A 21,615-nucleotide genomic window follows, 5' to 3' on the forward strand; every position below is an offset into this window, starting at 1 on the left:
AAAATCAGGCTCCGTGTGATCAGTCACCGATCCTTTCGGATCGCGCCGCGAAATCTTCCGAGAAAAACTTGGAAACCGGGGAACCGCTCCGAGACCGGGACGAAACCCGATGGGGTTTACCAAGGCCGGACGCGGAAGACCAGGCGATTTGAACGGATTTCAGGCCGCCGTCGTCGAGGCCTTCGGGAGCGGGTACCGAACTCCGCGCCGTCCGTTCGACCGCTGGATCGGCTTGGATCGTGGTCGGCCGGTCGTCGCCCCGCGCCTCGGCGAAGTTCCAGAAATGGATCGAGCCGTCGCGGCCTCCGTAGGCGATCCGCGCGCCGTCCTCCGTGAAGGCCAACGTCTTCACCCAGCCGAGCTTCTCGTCAAGGACCGCTTCGACGGCCCCCGTCTCGACGTTCCAGACCTTGACGGTCTGGTTCATGGTGGCCGTCGCCAGGAACCGGCCGTCGGGCGAGAGCACGAGGCGGTTGACGCCGTCGGGCTGGCCGAGGAACCGTCGTCGCAGCGCGCCGGTCTGAAGGTCCCAGAGCGTCGGACCGCCGCTGCCGAATCCCCAGGGAGAGACGGCCACCGAGCGGCCGTCGGCCGTGAACGCGAAGCAGTGGACCGGCCCGATCTTCGCGGCGAGCGACGTCAACTCGCGGCCGGTCTTCCAGTTCCAGAGCTTGAATTCGCCGGTGAAGTTGACCGCCCCCAGGGTCTCGCCGTCGGCCGAAAACGCCACGGAGTGAATCCGGTCCTGGAACCCCTGGAGCGTGGCGATTTCCCGCATCGACGGCGCATCGACGATCCGGACCGCCCCCTCGGGCGTGCCGATCGCCAGCGTCCGGGAGTCGGCGGCGAAGGCGAGGCCGCGATAGTCGCCCCCTTGCTTCGTGTACACGAGGGTCCAGGCTCGCTCGCCGCGCTCCCAGACGGCGAGGTCGTTCAACCCTCCCACCGCCAGAAAGCGGCGGTCCGGGCTGGGAGCCAGCGCGAACGGGTGCGAGCCGTGCGGCAGCCGCTCGATCTCGCGGCCCCAGGACGACGGGCCGGATCGGAGGTCCCAGAACCGAACGGTGTCGTCCCGCCCACATGAAATCAACGTTTGCTGATCGGACGCGACGACCAGCGACTCGAGCAAGTCGTCGTGGGCCGACTCGATCGCCTGCGCGCCGGGGACGCCCGGCTCGCCATCGGTCAGGGCGACGACCAGAACGCCGACGACCAGAACGCCGACCACGACCGCCAGGGCCTCGCGGCTCATCAGCGAGAGCCTGACCCCGCCGCTCCGAATCCGCCCGGCCGCCTCCGTGCTGCCGGAATCGTCGAAACGGTCCATCCTGAACGTGATCGATCCTTGCATGATTTCCGAGTCTCCCGTTTTCGATGGGCGCAGAGTCGTTCCGCGGCCCAGGTGTTCGAAACTTGGGTTGCTTGCCGCATCCATGAACCAACCGAACCGTCGGCGAAGGAGACGGTTCCGACATCCTAGACTTCGTCTGAGAGACGCGATTCTTCGGAAGGTTGACCGATTCTTCACGATCGCAATCGATGAACGGCCGCGACGATCCAGCTTGGCGCGCACTTCGTCTGAGACGGAGGGCGCGCTAGTGCAGGAGGCGACAGGCAAGAGCCCCGGCCGGCTCGAAGCCGGTCCGATGGTCTTCCAGGGATCTAGTCGCGGTTTCCGCGCGGGAAGCGCCGCGCGATCCGAGAGATTTCGTCCGGGCCGAGCCGGCGGGGCGGAGGAATCACGAGCCTTCGATGGGCCGCTGATGGTAAAGCTTCAGGTAGCTGTCATAGCGTCCCGGATGGATCTGCCCCCAGTAGACCGCTTCCTTGACGGCGCAACGGGTCTCGTGGGTGTGGGAGCAGTCCGGGAACCGGCAAAGCGGGATGTACGGGCGAAACTCGATGAAGTGGCCCTCGATCTCGCCGGGGACGACGCCCCAGAGTTCGAATTGCCGGAGGCCGGGGGTGTCGACCACGTAGCCCCCCTGTTCGAGACGGATCAGCTCGGCGGTCGTGGTGGTGTGCTTCCCCTTGGTGGTCCAGTCGGAGACTTCGCGGACCTTGAGGTTGAGACCGGGCTGGACCACGTTGAGCAGCGAGCTCTTGCCGACGCCGCTCTGGCCGGAGATCGCGGTGACCCCCTGGGCCAAAAGCGTCCGCAACTGATCGAGGCCCCGGCCGTCGGCGGCGGAGGTGAGGATGGTCTCGTAGCCGAGCTGGGTGTAAAGGCCGACGACCCACTGATACAGCGATACGTCCACGAGATCGGCCTTGTTGAGCACGATGACGGGGCGGACGCCGCCGATCTCGGCCGCCGCGAGGTAGCGGTCGATGAGACTGACCTTAAGGCCGGGCTCGGCGAGGGCCGAGACGATGAACACCGTGTCGACGTTGGCGGCCAGGACGTGCTGTCGGCCGCGATACCCGCGCGTGATGACGCCCTGCCGGCCCTCCACCTTCTCGATGAAGCCTTCGTCGCCGCCGCTGCCCGCCGGCCGGAACCAGACCCGGTCGCCGACCGTGACGACGTTGCGGCCGTCGATCGCCATGCTCTTGAGCACACGACGGACGTGGCAAGGGAACGTCTTGCCGTCGTCGGTCTGAACGATGCAGATCAAGCCGTGAATGCGGATCACCCGGCCCGTCAGGCAGGTCGATTCGTCGATCGCCCGGCGGTTGGAGGCGTTGCCGGAGGACGCGTCGGCCGAGACCGACGAGCCAGGCGCCCCGGCGACGTCGGTCATGATCGTCCGATGCCGCGACATCTCCCCCTTCGGGCGCACCCGCTCGCCGGAGACCGACTCCGACGAGGCGGGCGCTTTGTTCTCGAACGCGCGCGTGAAGTCGTTGGCCCGCGTCCGCTTCTGGCGGTTCTTGTTCAGCTCGATCCGGATCTTCTTCTTCTTGGCCACGATCAAGTCGACAATCTGTAAAAGGACGAGATTCGGAGGACCGAAATCGGACGGGCGGCGCGGGTTCGAGCCGAACCCGCGCCCCCCAGAAAGAACGTCGCGGAACGAGACGTCGGCTTCAGCGGGCGTGCAGCGGCCGGCGGCCGCTCCCCTTCTCCGCGCTCGGCGCGGCCGTCGACTCGCTCAGGATCTGCAAGGCCCGCTTGGGATTCGTCGTGTGCAGGATGCCCACCGCCTTGCCCTGGCTCGACGCGGTCGAGACGTAAGCATAATCAACATTAATATGCTCCTCCGCCAGCCTTTCTAGCGCGCCGGCCAAAGCGCCGGTGCGGTTGTCGAGCTGCGCGGCGATCACTTCGGTGATCTTGTATTCGGTCCCGAGCGCGGTCAACACTCTCTTGGTCGCCTCAAGGTCCGAGGTCACGAACCGGAGCACGCTCGGCCCGTCGGTCTCCATGACGGAGACCGCGCGGATGTCGACTTTCTCCTGGGCCAGCGACGAGCAGATCTTGGCGAGCCTTCCGGGCTTGTTTTCCAGGCGGGCGGTCACTTCGTGGACGATTTCCATCAGCAGGTTCTCCGATTTCGAAGAGAGTTGCGGGTTGCGGATGTACCAACGAAGGCCGAGTCGCTCCACGGGCCGCGCGCCGCGGACGACGTCCCGGTCGAGACGAGTCGAGACCGATCGCGCGGCGGCGTCAGCCGCCGCTGCGGCCGCGCCTTCCTGGCCCCGGCGACCCGCCTCCAGGCTGACCGGGTTGAGGGCGTCCTGGACCGCCGAAGCCAGGCTGGCCGCCCGGCGGGGCGCCCGGCTGATTTCCTGCGGCTTCGGCGGCTTTCGCTTCCTTGGCCGCCTGGGCGAGTCTTGCGGCATTGCGAGCCGCGACCACGGCCGGCATCAAAATCGCCGAGGCGACTCCGGTCGAGGCGGTGCCGACGGCCAGGTCGGGGAACGCTCCTCGGGTGACGAATTGCACCGATTCATCGTCCGCGATGACCGCGAACGTCCAGGGGAACATAAGCGCCTTGAGGTCGTCGGCCTTGGGGAGCTTCGCTGGATCGACCTTGATCTGGATCATGCTGGCTTCGGTCGCCCCAGGAGCTTGCTGAGAATTCCCGCCGAACCCCGGCGAACCGGGGAAGCCAGGTCCGCCCGGCCGTCCTCCAGGACCTCCAGGACCGCCGGGGCCGCGCATCATGCTCATCATGGCCGCCTGGGAGTTCGATCCCTGGCTGCCGGGGCCTCCAGGACCGCCGGGGCCTCCAGGACCGCCGAGGCCGGTCTGCATCTGCATCCCGTTGTCGGCTTTCGCGCCGGCGGCGATCGCCGTGTTGACGATCGTCTGCAACGTCCCGGGGAGGCTCGCCAGGATGGTGGGAGTCGTCTCCCGGGAGTCGCCGTAGAGGAGCAAGATCGTGTTCTCCGAGATCTTGCTCAGACTCCGCTCAAGGTCGGGCGCCGGCGCCCACGACTTGCGGTGCAGCGATTCGATCGCCACCCGCGCCGCCTCGGGGGAGGTCGAGAACGCGACGTGCTTGCCTTCGAGACGGATCGTCGGCTTGACGCCGGGGGGGAACATCTTCGTCGGCGACGAGGTGGGGACGACGAACATGTAAATTTTCGTCGATTCCGCCGTCGCGCCGGGGATCATGCGGAACTCGGGGGCGGGGGGCTCGTTGTCGCGTCGCCGTCCCTTGCGTTCAGGCGGGGGGGCGGCACCAGGCCCGCGGGCGGCTTCGGCGGCGGCCACGGCCTTCGCGGCCTCGGCGGCTTGTTCGGAGGCCTGAGCCTTGAGGGCGCGGTTGACCTCGACCATCACGGCGTCGAGCGCCTTGCCGAACCGGACGGGATCGGTCACCTCGGCAACGAGCACCGGCTTGGGGAGGCGCGAGCTGAACTGCTTGAGGAGCGCCGACGGGTCCATGCCGCCGGCCCCGGCGTCGCCCTCCCTCGGCGCGGGCGCGGCGCCCGGCCGAGCCGCGGCGGGAGCCTCGTCGACGACGGCCGACGCGCCGCCAGGCGCCATGTAGACCATCATCCGGGGGCCCAGTTGTCCCAGGAAATCCTTCTGGAGATCGGTGCGGCTGTGGCTCCGAAGGCTCTCGATGAAATCATCCAGCTTCGCCTTCGCCGGCCCTCCTCCGAGCGAGTCCGAGAACAGCTCGTTGATCTGCTCCGGCTTCAGGGAGAGGCTGGCGAAATACTCGACGCCGTCGGGGACGGGAAGGATCTTCTTGGGATCGGCCGCCGGCTTGTCGAAAAACGCCAGAGCGCCCTGGCGCGGCTTCGGCGCGACCAGCCGGGCGACGCCCATCAGGCTCTCGTCCTCGAACCCCCAGCGGTAGTCGATCCGCTTGACCTTCGCCTGGGAGTCGAGCTTGGCGATCTGCTGAATCAGCGGGTTGGCTCCACCTGGCGGGCAGCCCGCGGGATCGATGAAGGCCGTCAGAACCGGCGTGAATCCGCCGTCCTTCTTCTTCAGTTCCACGACGAGAGGATGCTCGACGGCGCTCGGAATCTTGCCGTCGAGGATCGACGGGACGACCGTGTCGCTCGTCTGGAAGAAGCCGACGACCAGGTCGTCCTTCTCGGGCCACCAGACCCAGCCCGAATCGGCCGGGGCGCCGGCGTCGGGCGGGATGACCACCATCACCCGCCCCCCCTTGCGCTCGATCTTCGGCTTGGCTTCCGCCCCCATGAACGAGCCCATCAGCCGAGCGAACAACGGCTTGTTCTCCTTGACGGCCGCCCCCCGCAAGACCAGCGTGCCGCGAAGCTGCCGCGCCGCCTTGGAGTCGCTGTTCAGGGCCAGCACCCAACCACGGCGGGTGATCTGAGTGAGGATCGTGACCAGCTCGGCGCCGGTGAGCTTGCGATTGGGCGCGGATTCCAGAATCCGATCGAAAACCTGTCCCGCGACGTCTTCGAGCATGGGGCCCAGCGGGGTCGACGTCAGCATCCGGTACGCCGCCGTCTTCTTCCAGGCGTCGGCGTGAACGTCGAGTCCGGCGAACTCCAGGTAGAGCACGAGCCCCTCGCGGGCGACGTAACGCCCCAGCGGCGACGTATCCACCGGGCCGGGCGCCGGCGCGGGCTTGGCGGCTTTTTCGGGGGCCGCGGCCGGAGCCGGCGCGGAGGCGGAAGTCGTCTGCGCCGGTGCGACGGTCTGCCAGGCAAGCCCGACGAGGGCGGCGGTCGAGAGAATCGCGGCGAGTCGAGGGGGGGAGCCGGACGAGCCAAGCGGGTGTAGTCGCACGGGGCGGTCCTTGTAAGGGTCCGGGACGCGGAAGGGAGCCGTCGACGCTTGTCCGTCCGAGGATTCCCTTGCCGGATGATCGAGTACGGCCTCCCCATCGAGAGGCTCGAGCCGCGGAGATGGCAAACGCCCTCATCCAGCGGCCAGTTCACTCTTCATCGTATGGCGGGAGCCTCCCCGCGCCAACACGTTGCCCGACGACATCAAGCGCCCCGACCCGACGATGGCCAGGCCGCCGCCGGCCGCTCCGACGCCGCTTCGCGCATCCGCTCGAAGACCGTGCTCCAATCGCCCCACTTCGGCTGGCGGAACAGCCTCATCGACGGATACCACGGGCTGTCCTCGCGACCGAGCATCCACCGCCAGTCGGGAGCGTACGGCAAGGCGACCCACACCGGCGCGCCCAACGCCCCCGCCAGATGGGCGAGCGCCGTGTCGGGGGCGATCACCAGGTCGAGATTCGCGATCAACGCCGCCGTGTCGAGGAAGTCCGACGTCCCCGAGCCCAGGTCGGTCACGTCGAACCGCCCGTTCAGGCCGCCGAGCTGCTCGGCCCCAACCCCCTTCTGAAGGCTGTAGAGCCGCACGCCGGGGACCCGCGACAGACCTTCATACAAATCGAGCGGGAACGACCGCTCGCGATCCTTGTTGTGGCCCGGATTCCCCTGCCAGGCGATGCCGATCTTGAAGCCGCTATCGCCGCCGAGTTCCTCGCCCCGACGCGCGACGTCGGCCGGGTCGGCCGCGAGGTACGGGACGGTGGCGGGGATCGTGTCGAGCGTCGTGCCGAACAGGTCCGGCAGACTCATCAAGACGCGCTGCGAGTCGTAGGCGGGCGTCTCGTTGAACCGGAAGAACGTGTCGGCCACGCCGGAGCAGGTCTTGAGAATCCGGGCCAGCGGTCTCGAACAGGCCACCACCACCCGGCCGCCCCGCGCGGCGACCTTCGGCGCGTAGCGGATGAACTGGAGCATGTCGCCCATGCCCTGGTGATCGTGCAGCAGGATCGTCCGGCCGTCGAGCGGCGAGCCGTCCCAGCACGGCCCCGAGAAGAACGGCTCGATCGCCCCCTCGCACTTGTACTGCCAGCGGACCTCGGCGAACCCCCGGCGCAAGTCGCCCGATTGCAGGTACAGCATGGCCCGGCTGAAGTTCACCCGGGCGTGCTCGGGAGACAGCCGCAGCGCGCTTTCGTAGCACGCCAGCGATTCGGCCAGCCGCCCTTCGGCCCGGTGCGTGTTGCCCAAATTGTGGTGGATGTCGTCGCGGTTCGGCTCAAGCTCCAGCGCCCGCTCGTAGCAGGCCAAGGCCTCGGAGTAACGGCCCCGGTTGTGGAGCGTGTTGCCCAGATTGTTGTGGGCGTCGGCGTAGGCGGGCTCGATCCGCAGGGCCTCGCGGCAGCAGCGCTCGGCCTCCTCGGGCTGGTCGAGCTGCTGGAGCGCCGCGGCGAGGTTGTTCCAGGCGGGCGGATTGTCGGAATCGAACCGCAGCGACTGCCGGTAGTGGTCGACCGCCTCGTCAAGCCGCTTGCTCGACTGGCAGACCCAGGCCAGCAGATACCACGCCTGGGCGTCTTCGGGATCGCGCACGAGAATCGAGCAGTAGGCGTCCTCAGCCCGGCGCAGGTCGCCGGTCTGGAGAAACGCCTTGGCGGCCGCGTGGGCGTCTCGGCTCGATTGTTTCCGCCCGGCCTGAGCGGGCGCATCCGCATCCACCAGAGAACCCGATGCCGAGATTGCCATCGTCGTCCGCCTTCCGTGACGTTGCGACTCGTTCCACCTACCCGGAATCGCCCTAGATATCCCGAAACCCGGATCGCGCGAAGGGCAAGAATTCAACAGGCCGCCTGCGCCTCGCGGAGCATGGCGAGGGCTTCGCGGCGGGTTCCCTCGGCGGCGGAGTCGCCGCGGAGCATGGCGGCGAGCTCGGCGACGCGTTCTGGTTCTTCGAGCGGGGCGATGGTCGTGCGGGTGCGTCCGCGATCGGTCTGCTTGCGGATGACCCACTGCTTGCGGGCGTAGCTGGCCATCTGCGGCAGGTGGGTCACGCAGACGACCTGGTGATGCCGCGCCAGCTCGGCGAGCGTCTTGCCGAGGGCCGCGCCCAGCCGGCCGCCGACGCCGGTGTCAATCTCGTCGAAAACCAGGGTCGGAACCCGATCGACGGCGGCGAGCACCGACTTGGCGGCGAGCGTCACCCGCGACAGTTCGCCCCCCGACGCGATCTTGCGGAGCGGCTGCGGGACCTCGCCGGGATTGGCCAGGAAGACCATCTCGATCTTGTCGGCGCCCGATTCCGGTGGCGTCGCGGAAGTGGGATCGTCGCCGAGGTCGCGGGTCTCGATCTCGACGCTCAGCTTGGCGCGCTCCATGCCCAGCGGCTTGAGCCGCGACTGGATGGCTTTGCCGAAATCCTTGGCCGTCTTGCGGCGCCCTTCCGACAGCGCGGCGGCGGAGCGCTTGACGCCTGCCCAGGCGTCCGCGAGCGGGCCATCGAGGGCTTTCAGGTCGGTCTCGTCGCGGTCGATCGCCGCGAGCTTGGCGTCGATCTCGGCCTTCCGCGCGGCCAGCTCGTCCGGCAGGCAGTGAAACCGATTGGCCAGCTTACGATAGAGCGCCAGGCGGGTTTCGAGGTCTTCCAGACGCTCGGGATCGTCGTCCCAGTTGCGCCCGAGGTCGCGGAGCGCGTAGGCGACCTCGCGGGTCTCGCCGGCGAGCCGGTCGAGGGTCGAGGCGGCGTCGGCCAGCTCGGGGATGTTGCGGGCGAGGGGTTCGAGCGTTCGGGCCACGCGCTTGAGGATCTCTTGAGCCGAATTGTCGGCCTCATACAGCAGGTCGTGGCCCTCGGTCGCTGCCGCGCGGAGGGCACCGGCGTTGCCCAGAATGTGCGACTCGTGGACCAGCTCGTCGTACTCGCCGGCCTTGGGGTCGGCGGCGGCCAGCTCGTCACGCTCGAATTCGAGCAGGGTCCGCTCGCGTTGGCGCGCCTGGGAGGCGTCGATGAGGGCCTGACGGGTTCGCCTCAGATCGTCATGAGCCCGGCGGGCCGTCGCATAGGCCAGGGCCAGCGGGTCCAGGCCGCCGAAGGCGTCGAGGAGCGCGCGCTGGCGATCGGGATCGACGAGCGCCCGGTTCTCGTACTGGCCGTGGACGTCGATGAGCCGGTCGCCGAGCTTCTGAAGGGTGGCGATCGTGACCGGCATGCCGTTGACCTGGGCGGTGCTCCGCCCCTGGGCCGAGACTCGCCGGTTGATGATGACCGCGCCGTCCTCGAGCGCCGCGCCCAATAGCTCCTCGATCTCGACCTGGAGCGCCTCGTGCTCGATCTCGAAGACGGCCGACGCCCGCGCCTCGGGCTTGCCGGCGCGCACGAGGTCGGCCGAGGCCTTGCCGCCGAGCACCAGGCCGAGAGCCGTCAGCAAGAGGCTCTTCCCCGCCCCGGTCTCGCCGCTCCAGGCGCAGAAGCCCGCTTCCAACTCAATCTGGATGTCCTCGATCGTCGCCAGGTTCTGTACGGACAGTTCGCGTAGCACGTTCTGGGCCTCCGAACCCGGCACGGGCGGTGTATGGATGAACCGCAATCGCTGACGTCACCATTGTGCCTGGCACCGGACACGTGTCCAGATGTCCTCTAACAAAATCACCCACCGGCTGGTCGGATCTTGCCAGTTGGGGTGCTGTGAACACCGTACAGCGCCCTGCCCCACCACCGGAACTCGTTTTGCCGATGAGCCGCAACATGTTGACGAAATACAACTTGTACTGCGTCGTCTGCCCATGTCCGGTTCGATCCGTAGCGACGGCGAGTTTTCCGAAGGTTGATGGATCGAATCCTCAATGAGTGACGGCCCGCGGGCTCAGCGACTCGCCGCATCACGGTTCGCGGTGGGTCCGCGACCCGGCACCGAATTTGCATTGAAGTCATTCGCACTTCGCCCGGAGTTGGGCGGCCTCGCACCTCACCGCGCACCGAGGAACCACCGATGACCGTTGAGCCGTTCCGGGGCAGCACCTGGCCGACGCTTGGAGTGGAGCTGGAGCTTCAGCTCGTCGACCAGGAGTCGTTCGACCTCGCGCCCGTAGCGAACGAGATCCTGAGCGAGATTCCCGACGAGTTGCGAGAGTCGATCAAGCGCGAGCTTTACCTCTGCTGCGTGGAGGTGAACACGGGGATCTGCCGCAACGTCGACGAGGTCGGTCGCGACCTCGCCGGCAAGCTCGCGGTGACCGCCGAGCGGGCGGCTCGGAACGGCGCGCGGCTCGCCTGGGGGGGCGCGCATCCGTTCGCCCACTGGCTGGACCAGCCGATCTCGCCTGACGTCCGCTACCACGAGCTCGCCGATCAATTCAAAGACACCCTTCTTCGCCAGATGACGTTCGGGCTGCACGTCCATGTCGGGGTCAAAGACGGCGACACCGCGGCGCGAACCTGCACCCGTGTCGCCCATTACCTTCCGACGCTCCTGGCCCTCTCGGCCAACAGCCCGTTCTGGTGCGGACGCCCGACGGGGCTGTACTCGTATCGGCTCGACGTGATGGGCACCGCTCCCACTGGCGGCCAGCCCCCGTTCCTCCGCGACTGGGCGTCGTTCGTCAAGTTGGCCGAGCGGCTGGCGGCGGTCGGCTGCATCAAGACGACCAAGGAGCTGTGGTGGGACGTGCGGCCCAGCGACCGACACGGCACTGTCGAGGTGCGGATCTGCGACATGCCCACCGACCTGCCCTCCGTCCAGGGCCTCACCGCGTTCATCCAGTGCCTGGTCCACCACACGGCCGAAGATACGGAATACGAACCAGCCGAGCTCGACGAGTTCGGCCGGCTGATGATCCGTCAAAATCGCTGGCGGGCGGCGCGCCACGGCCTCGACGCCGTGCTCGTCGACCCGGCGTCAGGCCGAAACGAGTCGGTGCGCGACGAGATCCAGCGGATGATCGTCGGCCTGAGAGAGACCGCCGAGAAGCTCGGATGTGGGCGCTGGCTCGACTACGTGCGGGTGATGGCCGAACGCCCCGACGGAGCGACCCGCCAGATCGAGGTCTTTGAACAGACCGGCCGCCTGACCGACGTCGCCCGCTTCCTGGCCGGCGAGAAGATCGAATCCGAAGTGAACCTCAAGACTTGAGCTTCAGGTTGCGGACGTGGAACGCGATCGCTTGCTGAACGTGCTCGTCCCAGTACGCCCAGTTGTGGTTGCCGGGGAATTCCTGGTACTCGTGCGCGACGTGGCGTTCTTCGAGGAATTTGTGGAAGTCGCGATTCTGTTCGATCAGGAAGTCGTCGACGCCGCAGTCGATCCGCATCGCCGGAATCCGGCCGTGGTCGATCTGCTCGACGATCGCGAACGGGTCTTCCGGGCCGCCGGCCGGTTTCTCGCCGAAGATTCGCGGGAACTCAGGGCTCAGCTCCTTGTTCTTCTTCAAGTCGCCGCGAAGGAAGCCGATAGCCCCGGAGTGAGAGTTGACGCTGGCGAACGTCTCATGGTGCTTGAGCCCGAGCTTGACCGCGCCGAAGCCCCCCATCGAGAGCCCGCCAATCGCCCGGCCGGCTCGCTCGGCCTTGACAGGGAACGTCCGGTCGACCAGGCCGACGACATCCTTAACGATGTCGTCTTCATACTTATACCCATCGATGGCGTTTGTATACCAGCCCCGGTCGCCGTTGGGCATCACCACCACCAGCGGCAGACCCTCGACGTACCGTTCGATGCTCGTCCGGCGCGTCCAGATCGTGTGGTCGTCCGACAGCCCGTGCAGCAGGTAGAACACCGACCAGGGGCGGGGAACCGCCGGATCGTCTGGAAACACGATGTTGAACGACGACGCCTTTTGCAGGGAATGGCTGTGGTAGTTGATCGTGGCGAAGGCCATCGCGGCTCCTCTTGAAGTCAGGCCGGGCGATCCGGGGACGCGGTTCGCCCTAGTTTCCCGCCGTCGGCCAGCGAAAGCAACGAGATCAGCCGCTCGACCTCCGCTTTGATCGCGTCGCCTGTTTCGCCCTCAAGGCCGAGGTCGTCGCGGAGTACCTCGTCGACGCGGTCGACGAGGGCCGAGGCGTCGGTGCGTTCGAGGACGCCGCCGAGGTCGATCGTCTGGAGCACGGCCTTCGTCACCGGTCGCTTGGCGTCGGCGAACGTCAGGGCGCGGAGGACCTCTCGCGTGATCGGGTCGTTGCACGCCGCCGTCAGTACGGCCGCTTCGAGGGCCGACTGGCAAGGCAAAATATAGCAGGTGTCGTCGAAAACCGTCGGCCTGCCGTCGACCGGTCCGACCGCCCGAAACCGAGACGGCCGGTGCAGGCCCGCGACGGCCGCCTTGTACGGGGCGAACGTGTAAGGACCGATTCCGAACAGGGCGAACGGCGGAGCCGCCTTATAGATCGACGACCGCCGCTTGTCGAACCAGGCCGCGCGGGCTTGCAGGTAGGCCCAGAGCCGGGGCGCGCGGTCGGCGAGGTCGCGGGTCTCCGCGCCGAGCTTCTCCTGGGTGACGATCAAGGCGCGTCGCGGCCGCTCGCGAGCCGGGTGGATGAGATCGGCGCCTTTGACGAGCGGATAGAGGAACGACGGCTCGACGAGCGGTTCCTCCCCCAGCCCGTTCCGGAACGTCCCGTCAGCGGTTCCGATCAGCTCCATGACAGGGGCCGCGTCGTGCTTGACCCCCTGCCGCCAGCAGAGGAGCGAGCGCCCGAAGGCGAAATCGAGGGCCTCCAGGGCGTCGAGATCCGATGCGAAGACGCTCTGGAGCGAGCCCATCGTCCGTCGCGGTCGAGTCGCTTCGATCGCGTCGAAGACGGCGACCCGGCCCGTCGTTTCGCCGACCCCTAGGGAGAGCTTCAGGAAGCAGGCGCCGACAGAGGCGCTGAACCACCGCCGGGCGTCGATCTCGATCAGCTCGGCGTCGGCCACGCGCCGCCCGGTCCGATGGAGGTGCTGGAGCACCGCGCGGGCGACCGAGGTCTTGCACAAGAGCGCGATCGTCGGGGTCTGGTCGGCCAGCTCGTCGATCAGCTTGAGCCAGACGGCTTCGCCGAGGTCGAAGTTCGCCGCGCCGGTGCGGGCGTCGAGCCCGGAGAGGCCCTTGACGTTGCGCTTCGGCGGCAGGTTGTCGCTGCCGAGCCTTCCCAGCTCGGCGCTGGTGATCCAGGGGGGATTGCCCACGACCAGCAACGGCCCGTGCTCGATCCAGGGCAGATCGACGCGGAGGTCGAGTTCGAAGAGGTCGGCGTGAAGGATCGACGCTCGATGAATCGCCGGACGGTCGGCGAGTCGCGCGCGGGCTTCGGCTCCGTGCGATGCCTGGATCTCGACCCCCACGACTTCCCTCGGCGGGTCGGGGGCCGACAGCACGGCTTCGAGAAACGCCCCGCGGCCGCACGTCGGTTCGAGCACGCGCGGCCAGCGAGAGCCGATCGGCCCCATCCTTCGGACCAGGGCGGCCGCGAGCTCCGGCGGCGTCTGGAAATCGCCGAGGTCTCTTCTCAAGGGACGTGCGCCTCGTGGTTCGCCGACCGCGACGTCCGGAAAGTTACTTGATCCGGGCGCCCACGACGCACTCGGGATCGTCGACGGTGAGCAGGATCACCTTCTCGCCGGAGGTGGCCGCCAGCAGCATGCCGTTGGAGGTCTCGCCCCGGAGCATGGCCGGCGCCAGGTTGTTGACGATCACGATGTTCTTGCCGACGAGCTGCTCGGGCGTGTAATGCTGGCGGACGCCGGCCACGATCTGCTTCTGCTCGTCGCCGAGGTCGACCTGAAGCAGCAACAGCTTGTCGGCGTTGGGATGAGGCCGCGCCTCCAGCACCTTGGCCACCCGGAGTTCGAGCTTGGCGAAATCGTCATACGAAATGGGGTCGGCCATCATCCACTGCCCTCGGTCACACACTTCGATCTTCGGAAAACGGTCTCGGACGGTCCTCATGATTCTGCCCCGACCGGGTCGGAAAGCCAAGGCGAAACGCGCAACAAAAAAGGCCGCTCGCCTTGGCGAACGGCCCTTGGGACGTTATTCATCGGACCTGGTTGATCAGACGGCGCGGCGGGCGAGCCGGCGCTTCCAGGAGAGGCCGCCGAGCATCAGCGTGCTCACAGCGCTCATGACGAGCGAGGCGGGTTCGGGCACCGCGGCGGAGGTGACGCCACCCTCGAACCGGAAGCCGGTCGGATTGTTGCCCCCGCTAGGCAGGTTGGCGACGTGGAACTCCAAGGTGTTGAGGCCGAGGACGAAGCCCGTCGTGGTGGTCGTCAGGCTGCTCCACGTCGTGTACGAATTCGCGGCACTGTTGGAGCCAAGGCTTGCACCACCGTTCAATTTGATCGAGACGGTGTTATTGTCCGACGCCCATTGGCCGCTCAACGACGCCGAGGCGAGCTGGTCGGCGTTCAACGTGAAGCTCGTGGTGTAGACATAGTCGATCGGACTCCCGCTCGACGGAGGAGCGTTGTACTGACCGTACTGAACGGGAACGAGCCAGTGCGAGGCGTCGCTGGGGGCGTCGGACAACCACGGAGGCGACGGAAAGCCCGGAGCTATGGTCTCGAGCTGATTGTTGGTCTGCCCCGGGAAAACGACGGTCCAGTTGTTGTCGATGTTGCCGGTCAGGCTGGCGCCCGTGCTAAGGTTGGTGAAGTCTGCCTTGGCGGTCCCGGAAAGCAGCGACGTGCCGGCGACGAGGCTCGCAGCCAAGAGCACCTTCACCGATTGAACTCGAACGGCACAAATCAATGATTTGATCATCCATTCACCTTCTTTTCTTTGAGACTTAGTTACTGGAAGAGCCAGGAGCGTGCTTGGTGCCCAGCACACAGAGGCCCAACATACCGCCTGAAACATCGCCGTCTGCGTTGATTCATGAAGATCAACGCGATGATGCTCAAACGAATCATTTCGTTGAGTCTCCCACACACGACGACGGCAGACCGATGCATGCCCGCAACGTCCCCCCCCCAGACCCGATCGATCGCCTCTCTGCGGTCCCGCGAGCGGATCGCGCGTCACGCGGCTCTCGCCCTGCCCGAGGATGGAAGAGGAGGTGGCTCGGTGTGGCGTGAGCGAGAGAGCCGCGCGGTTGGAGCCGGCGCGGCCGAGCGAAGACCAGCCTGGTGTCGAGAGCGGTTCGGATCTCGAAGTGGGACGCCGTGCGATCGGCGATGTGCCGGCCGATCGGCCGTTGGCCGCGCGGGGACTGTTCGTCGCGACGGTGACGACTCTTTGGGTGCTGTTCTTCGATCCGATCGCGTTCATGTCCAGCGGCCACGTCGTCTGTGACCCGCCGGCGATTGATCGGGGGGGCAGCGACGAATTCGCCTACCTGGCAGCCTCGATCGAGGGCTTACGAAGCGATCCAGGCCGTCCCCGAAAGCCTCGTGCGAGTGGGCGACCTCGGCCGCGGTGCCGTTCACGCGGTTCCGCGCGGCGCGCACCTTTTACGTCTTTGAGGAGCCACTGCTCCGCCCGAAACGGCTCGATCGCGACGACTCCTGGCCGCCGAAGGGCGACCGAACGCCGGTCGAGGATTTGCTCCACGACAAGGCTCCGGGACGCCACGGCGCACGACGACTTCGTCGGCTCAGAACGGCCGGCCTTCGTCGATCGGCTCGGCGATGGAGGCGACGTTCTCGAACCGCGTGAGGTTCTTGACGAACGTCATCTTGACCGTGCCGGTGGGGCCGCTTCGGTTCTTGGCGACGATCACCTCGGCGATGCCCGGCTGGTCGTTGGGGTCGTAGTATTCGGGGCGGTGGAGCAGCAGCACGATGTCGGCGTCCTGCTCGATGGCGCCCGACTCGCGAAGGTCGGCCATGCGCGGGCGGCGGTCTTCACGGTTCTCGACGGCTCGGTTGAGCTGAGACAGCGCGATGACCGGGATGCGCAATTCGCGGGCCAGGGTCTTGAGGCGTCGGCTGATCTTGGCGATCTGCTCCTGGCGGCTGTCGCGTTGCTCCTCGGCGTCGATGAGCTGGATGTAGTCGATGACGATCAGGCCGATGTCCTGGCGGAGCTTCAGCCGCCGCGCCATGGCCATGATTTCGAGCATGTTGCGAGCGGGCGTGTCGTCGATGAAGATCGGCGACGACTGCATCTCGCCGAACGCCTTGCCGAGCTTGTTCAGCTCGCGATAGTCGAGCCCGCGGCCGGTCCGCAGCTTGTGACCGTCGACCCGCGACCGGGCGCAGAGGAGCCGCTCGCCGATCTCGAGCCGGCCCATTTCGAGGCTGACCAGGAGCGTCGAGACCTTCGTGTTGATCGCCGCGTGGTCGCAGATGTTCAGCGCCAGCGCGGTCTTACCCATACTAGGCCGGGCCGCCAGGATGATGAGCTGGTCGGAATGGAAGCCGTTGGTCACGTCGTCCAGGTCGATGAAGCCCGACGAGACGCCGGAGACCGGGTGCTTCTCTTCCGCCCGCGTCGAGATCCGCGTCATGGCCTGTTCGAGGACGATCTTCAGCTCGTGAAGCTCGCCCTTGATCTGGTCTTCGCGGATGGCGAAGATCTTCTGCTCGGCCGTTTCGAGGAGCTGCTGCGACGTGAAAAGGTTCGAGTAGCCGTCGCGGATCAGGTCGGTCGACGTCTGGATCAACTGCCGGCTGACCGACTTCTGGCGGACGATGTCGGCGTGGTAGCGGGCGTTGGCGGCGTGGGGGACGCAGTTGGCGATCTCGGCCAGCAGGTCGTCGCCGCCGATCTGCTTGTACTGACCGCGAAGGACCAGCTCGTCGGCCAGCGTCACCGCGTCGACCGCCTTGCCCTCGTCGTACATGTCACGGACGGCGCGATAGACGACCTGATGCGCATCGCGATAGAAGTCGTCGATCGACAGGATCGCGATCACGTCGTGGAGCACGTCGTTGTCGAGCAAAATCGCGCCCAACACGCCGCGCTCGGCGTCGAGGTTCTGCGGCGGCAGACGATCTCCCAAGCCGCCAGACCCGTCGGACTTGCCGTGCGAGCCGTTACCGCCGTTGCCATCCCTGGGTGTTCCGTTTCCGTATCCCTGTCCGGACGACATGAGCGAAAGCGCTCCACAAAAGCCGAGGAATCGTTTCGGGCGAAGGACGTACGCGTCGTGCGGAGCCCACCCGACTGTACGATTGTATCGGCTTCTCCGATCCTCGGCATCGCAGAAAATCGGAACGATCGGCCGCCGTGGAGTGGGTCGCGTCGGACGGCGCGACTTTGCGGGGGGGGGGGCGACGCGGGGCGCGTCCGTCAACGATCCGAGGCGCCAGGGTTCCGAGACTGGAACCCTGGCGCCTCGATGGATCGATCGCGGAGACGTCGAACGAAAGCCGCGGGTCGGTCAGACCGGGGCTTCGTCGGTGTGCGTCGGCACAACCCAGAGCTTGACCTCGGTGTCGATGTCCTGACCCAGGTGGACCTTGATGTTGTAGAGGCCCAGATCCTTGAGCGGACCTTCGATGCGAATGTTCTCGGTCGTGATCGGGAAACCTTCGCCGTGGAGGGTGGCGGCGATCTGGTCGGCGTTGACCGAGCCGTAGAGATGCCCTTCCTCGTTGGCGTTGGCTTCGATGGTCAGCGACCGCTGGGCGATCTGGGCGGCCAGGTTGAGCAGGTCGGCGCGGCGGGCCTCTTCAAGCTCGCGGAGCCGCTGGCGGTGCTTCTCGACGATCCGCAGGTTGTGGGGCGTCGCGAACGTGGCCAGCCCCTGGGGCAGCAGGTAGTTCCGCGCGAAGCCGGGCTTGACCTTGACGAGTTCTCCCGGACGGCCGACGTGGGGGACGTCGTGCGTCAAGAGCACGCTCAACTGGCCGTTCTTGGCGCGAAGCGGGTGGTCGCGGCGGCGTTCGACGCCGGGCTGGCGGGGAGGCCCCACCGGCGCGATCTTGCCCTTGGCCGACTGTCCGGCGCCCGAGCCGGCTTTACCCGAGGTTCCGGACTTGGCTTTGGAGGTTTTGGGTTGGGTCGTCTTCGCCATGTCAATAATCACTTTCGATCGTGAAGGCCAGCGCCGGGCGTGAGGTGCGTTCGCTTCCCACCCCATCCTCAAAAAGCCGCGCCAAGCCAAGAACGAACCTGAAAAAGCCGAGCTGAACGCTCGAGGTAGTCGTGGACATCGAACACCCGGCCCACCGCCGGGTTATTTCTTTACTGAGTCAGAACGTCGACCGAGCCGGCGCGGTCGCCGTCGTGACGATCAAGGCATCGATTGGAACCGATCGGGCCGAATTCTCCAAGCGGGACGTTTGTGCGCCCGACCGATTTTGGGTCCTCGCCCCCGGTTTCGCGGGGGAGATCAGAACGGGATGTCGTCGTCGTTGCCGTGATCGGGCTCGACGGCCGCTCGGCTGGGGGCCGACGCCCTGGGGAAGTCGTCCCTGGCCTGGCCTCGGGACTCGGCCGCGCGCTGAGGGGCCGCTCGCCTCGGGGCGGGCTCTTGCATCGGCGGAGCGCCGTACTCGTCGTCGCCCATGCCGCCGCCGGATCCACCGCCGCCGCCGTCGCGCCGGCTGTCGAGGAACTGGACGCGATCGGCCTGAACACGCATCTTCGAGCGCTTCTCGCCGGTCGTCTTGTCGTCCCACTGATCCATCTTGAGCGAGCCCTCGACGAAGATCAGGCTCCCCTTGCGAAGGATCTGACAGCAGGTCTCGGCCTGGCGGTCCCAGGCCGTGACGTCGATGTAAAGGACTTCCTCGCGGCGGTCGCCGTCGCGGCCCTGCCACGACCGATTGACCGCCATCCGCAACTCCGTCACGGCCGTTCCGCTGGGGATGCGCCGCAGTTCGGGGTCGAACGTGAGACGACCCATCAGTTGCACCCGATTCAAGTCCGGCATCGTCTCGCTCCCCCTTCGATTTCAAGCCCGGTTTCCGCGCCCGAAAAAACTACCATAAAGGTAAACGGTTGTTCCCTAGATTACAAGGTCTTTCAGGCGATGCGGAAAGCGGCGGGATCGATTGAACGGATTGAGCGGACGGCGCCGAACGGCTCGTGGTCAGTCGTCGCGGCGGCGGCGGCGGGGACGCTCGTCGAGTTCGTCTTCCGAGCCGTTTTCGCTGTCGACGTTGGGGTTCGAGCTCATGGCCTGGTTGACCAGGTTCTCTTCGAGCTTGGGGTGAACCTTGAGGATCAGCTCGCGGAGGATGACGTCGCTCAGGTGGCAGTCGGCGACGATGTCGTGGAGCTTCGAGCCGTCGGTCCGGAAGTAGGTCAGGAGGTACGTCCCCTTCTTGTGGCCCTCGATGGGATAGGCCAGGCGACGCTCGTCCCACTGCCGGCTGGCGACGATCTCGGAGTCGTGCTTGGCGAGGATGTCGTGAACCTGCTTGACGGTGTCGTCCCAGGCGGCCGCGGCCTTGGTGCTGTCGAGAAGGAACATGGCTTCATAGGTGTTGAGGGGCAAGAGTCGACTCCTCCGTTGGGTTCGTGATCGGATCGTGAAAGCTGTTTACAGGGCGGATGGCCCGTTGAATCGGTTCATGGCCGCGTGAACGTCCTGGGCGGCCCACACGGCGACGGCCTGCGAGGCCAGGATCAGGGCGTCGTCGATCTGGGCTCGTTCCGGCCCGCGGAAGCGGCCCAGCACGTAGTCGACGGCCTGCCCTTCGGGAGGCTCGCCGATGCCGATGCGAAGCCTGGGGTACTGATCGGTTCCAAGTTGGGCGCTGATGTCGCGCAGTCCCTTCTGGCCTCCATCCGAGCCTCCCCGCCGAATTCGGATCTTGCCGACCGGGAGGTTCAGATCGTCGCACACCACCAGGACGTCGGACGGGTCCAGCTTGTAGAACCGGACGGCCTGGCCGACCGACCTGCCGCTCAGGTTCATGAACGTCTCGGGCTTGAGCACCAAGACGCGGCGGTAGTCGATCTCAATCTCGGCGAGCAGACCTTCGAACTTGCGCGAAACCGGGATTGGCCCTCCCGGAGGAACGAGCCGATCCACCAGGTCGAAGCCGATGTTATGCCGCGTGCCGTGGTATTTGGGGCCGGGATTGCCCAGCCCCACCACGAGTTTCAAGGTCGCCAACGCCGGCGCTCCCGCAAACGAACAGCCGGCGCTCAGGGCGGGCCGGCCGATTCGGCCTGATTAGTCGGCCTTGTCTTTTTCCTTGCGCTCCGGCTTGATGACTTCCGGCTGCGAGCCCGACTCGGCGCCGGCCTCCGTCGCCTCGTCCCCGGAGGTCCTGAGCACGACGTGGACCAAGAGGATGTCGGGATCGGCGTCGACGACCACACCCGGGGGCAAGACCAGGTCGCGAACGTGAAGCCCCTGATCGACCTTCAGACCGGTGACGTCCACCTTGAGCGTGCTGGGGATCGCGCCGGCGGGGCACTTGACCGTCAGGTTGTGGACGATCTGCTCGAGAACGCCGCCGTCGGCGACGCCCTCGGCCGTACCGCGGTAATCGAGATTCACTTCGGTCTCGATCAATTCTTCAATGTTGACTCGGGCGAAGTCGACGTGAAGGATCGCCTTGCCGAGGTGGTCCCACTGCACGTCGCGGATCAAGACCGTCTCGGTCTTGCCGCCCAGATCGAGCTCGGCCAGGTGGTTGGCCGCCTTGATCATCGCATCGACGTCGGTGTTCGACAGGGTGATCGGCACCACGTCTTGCTTGTGCCCGTAAATCACGCCCGGAACGCGACCCGCTTTTCGGAGCCGCCGGGAGACGCGGGTCCCCGTCCCTTTGTTCTTGGCAGGGTCTCGCGTCTCGACCCGTAACTTGAGTGCATCGGCCATCGTCGCTCGCCTTGACCGGGCCCGCGCTGGCGAGGTCCCGTAAAACTGAAACACACCAGGGCTTGCGCCGACGCATCCGCGCCGGCGACCGTGCGGCGGCGCGTTCTCAAGTGCGCCGACCACCGCCTCGCCCATCAAAAAATGCGGTCCTTGCGACCGCGCATCCGACCATTATGCGGATTTCCTCCGTCTCATACAAGACGGGTGGCCGAGATCGTCGACTTTCCTCGTTTTCCGGGCCGTTCGGCTCAGCCGCCGATTCGTCGAAACGCCTCGTACAAGCCGACGGCCGCGGCGTTGGCCAGGTTAAGACTCCGCGCCTCGGGCCGCATCGGGATTCTCAGGGCTCGCTCGGGGTCGCCGTCGATCCACTTGCGGGGGAGTCCGCGGCTTTCGGAACCGAAGACCAGGGCGTCGCCGGGACGGAACGGAGCCTCGGTGTAAATCCGGGCCGCCTTGGTGCTGAACCACCAGAGGCGGTCGGGCCCAAGGCGGCGGATCACCTCGTCCAGTTCGTCGACGACGTGGTAGCGGAGATGCTCCCAGTAGTCGAGCCCCGCCCGCTTCACGCTGCGGTCGTCGATGTGGAAGCCGAGCGGCCGGACCAACCATAGCGTCGCTCCCACGGCGACGCAGGTCCGGCCGATCGCGCCGGTGTTCGCGGCGATCTCCGGTTCGACCAGGACGATGTGCAAATCGTGGGAAGGCGCCGGGGGCGGTTCGGTCATGAGGTTCACTGCTTCAAAGAG

The 21,615-nt window shown here is 66.8% G+C and carries 18 protein-coding genes; 1 reads left to right on the forward strand and 17 read right to left on the reverse strand.

Annotated elements, in window-relative coordinates; genetic code table 11:
* Positions 1-19: 19 nt before the first annotated feature.
* From BSF38_RS11625 to recN, 6 genes are all read right to left on the reverse strand, one after another.
* Positions 20-1,327 (reverse strand): WD40 repeat domain-containing protein, encoded by a 1,308-nt coding sequence (locus tag BSF38_RS11625; RefSeq protein WP_168189364.1) that lies wholly within the window; start codon positions 1,325-1,327, stop codon positions 20-22.
* Between the two features lie 412 nt (positions 1,328-1,739).
* A complete protein-coding gene (gene rsgA, locus BSF38_RS11630; RefSeq protein ID WP_076350782.1) occupies positions 1,740-2,912 on the reverse strand; it encodes a ribosome small subunit-dependent GTPase A in 1,173 nt (390 codons plus the stop codon).
* Positions 2,913-3,030: 118 nt separating this feature from the next.
* On the reverse strand, positions 3,031-3,480 hold the full coding sequence (locus BSF38_RS11635; RefSeq protein ID WP_076350784.1) for an amino acid-binding protein: 450 nt from the start codon (positions 3,478-3,480) through the stop codon (positions 3,031-3,033).
* A 130-nt stretch (positions 3,481-3,610) separates the two neighbouring features.
* Complete coding sequence (locus tag BSF38_RS11640) at positions 3,611-6,169, reverse strand: hypothetical protein (RefSeq protein WP_076345761.1); 2,559 nt, start codon at positions 6,167-6,169, stop codon at positions 3,611-3,613.
* Between the two features lie 203 nt (positions 6,170-6,372).
* Positions 6,373-7,911: a tetratricopeptide repeat protein gene (locus BSF38_RS11645; protein ID WP_083712883.1), complete on the reverse strand. Its 1,539-nt coding sequence runs from the start codon at positions 7,909-7,911 to the stop codon at positions 6,373-6,375.
* 92 nt (positions 7,912-8,003) lie between these two features.
* Positions 8,004-9,701: a DNA repair protein RecN gene (gene recN, locus BSF38_RS11650; protein WP_076350786.1), complete on the reverse strand. Its 1,698-nt coding sequence runs from the start codon at positions 9,699-9,701 to the stop codon at positions 8,004-8,006.
* Positions 9,702-10,151: 450 nt separating this feature from the next.
* Here recN and BSF38_RS11655 point away from each other — a divergent pair, with 450 nt between their 5' ends.
* Entirely contained in the window at positions 10,152-11,291 is a 1,140-nt protein-coding gene (locus BSF38_RS11655; protein WP_076345765.1) for a carboxylate-amine ligase, read from the forward strand.
* Here BSF38_RS11655 and BSF38_RS11660 read toward each other — a convergent pair.
* The 11 genes from BSF38_RS11660 to BSF38_RS11710 form a co-directional block, all read right to left on the reverse strand.
* Positions 11,281-12,036 carry an alpha/beta hydrolase gene (locus BSF38_RS11660; protein WP_076345767.1) on the reverse strand — a complete coding sequence of 252 codons (756 nt, stop codon included), beginning with the start codon at positions 12,034-12,036 and terminating at the stop codon, positions 11,281-11,283. The two genes, BSF38_RS11655 and BSF38_RS11660, sit on opposite strands and share 11 nt — an antisense overlap.
* 17 nt (positions 12,037-12,053) lie before the next feature.
* On the reverse strand, positions 12,054-13,649 hold the full coding sequence (locus BSF38_RS11665) for a hypothetical protein (RefSeq protein WP_076345769.1): 1,596 nt from the start codon (positions 13,647-13,649) through the stop codon (positions 12,054-12,056).
* A 43-nt stretch (positions 13,650-13,692) separates the two neighbouring features.
* Positions 13,693-14,028 carry a methionine--tRNA ligase subunit beta gene (metG, locus tag BSF38_RS11670; protein ID WP_237170852.1) on the reverse strand — a complete coding sequence of 112 codons (336 nt, stop codon included), beginning with the start codon at positions 14,026-14,028 and terminating at the stop codon, positions 13,693-13,695.
* Between the two features lie 162 nt (positions 14,029-14,190).
* Positions 14,191-14,862, reverse strand: a complete 672-nt coding sequence (locus BSF38_RS11675) for a hypothetical protein (RefSeq protein WP_076345771.1) — start codon at positions 14,860-14,862, stop codon at positions 14,191-14,193.
* An 871-nt stretch (positions 14,863-15,733) separates the two neighbouring features.
* The gene (dnaB, locus tag BSF38_RS11680) at positions 15,734-17,173 is read right to left on the reverse strand and encodes a replicative DNA helicase (RefSeq protein WP_076345773.1); all 1,440 of its coding nucleotides are present in this window, start codon (positions 17,171-17,173) and stop codon (positions 15,734-15,736) included.
* Between the two features lie 291 nt (positions 17,174-17,464).
* The gene (gene rplI, locus BSF38_RS11685) at positions 17,465-18,100 is read right to left on the reverse strand and encodes a 50S ribosomal protein L9 (protein WP_076345775.1); all 636 of its coding nucleotides are present in this window, start codon (positions 18,098-18,100) and stop codon (positions 17,465-17,467) included.
* A 318-nt stretch (positions 18,101-18,418) separates the two neighbouring features.
* The gene (gene ssb, locus BSF38_RS11690; protein ID WP_076345777.1) at positions 18,419-18,961 is read right to left on the reverse strand and encodes a single-stranded DNA-binding protein; all 543 of its coding nucleotides are present in this window, start codon (positions 18,959-18,961) and stop codon (positions 18,419-18,421) included.
* Positions 18,962-19,120: 159 nt separating this feature from the next.
* Positions 19,121-19,528 carry a 30S ribosomal protein S6 gene (gene rpsF / locus BSF38_RS11695; protein WP_076345779.1) on the reverse strand — a complete coding sequence of 136 codons (408 nt, stop codon included), beginning with the start codon at positions 19,526-19,528 and terminating at the stop codon, positions 19,121-19,123.
* A gap of 45 nt (positions 19,529-19,573) precedes the next feature.
* Positions 19,574-20,143 (reverse strand): aminoacyl-tRNA hydrolase, encoded by a 570-nt coding sequence (pth, locus tag BSF38_RS11700; protein ID WP_076350790.1) that lies wholly within the window; start codon positions 20,141-20,143, stop codon positions 19,574-19,576.
* A 69-nt stretch (positions 20,144-20,212) separates the two neighbouring features.
* Entirely contained in the window at positions 20,213-20,866 is a 654-nt protein-coding gene (locus tag BSF38_RS11705; protein ID WP_076345781.1) for a 50S ribosomal protein L25, read from the reverse strand.
* A 248-nt stretch (positions 20,867-21,114) separates the two neighbouring features.
* Positions 21,115-21,594: a tRNA (cytidine(34)-2'-O)-methyltransferase gene (locus tag BSF38_RS11710; protein WP_210405713.1), complete on the reverse strand. Its 480-nt coding sequence runs from the start codon at positions 21,592-21,594 to the stop codon at positions 21,115-21,117.
* Positions 21,595-21,615: the final 21 nt, after the last annotated feature.

It is taken from the genome of Paludisphaera borealis (assembly GCF_001956985.1).
GTDB classification, from domain to species: domain Bacteria; phylum Planctomycetota; class Planctomycetia; order Isosphaerales; family Isosphaeraceae; genus Paludisphaera; species Paludisphaera borealis.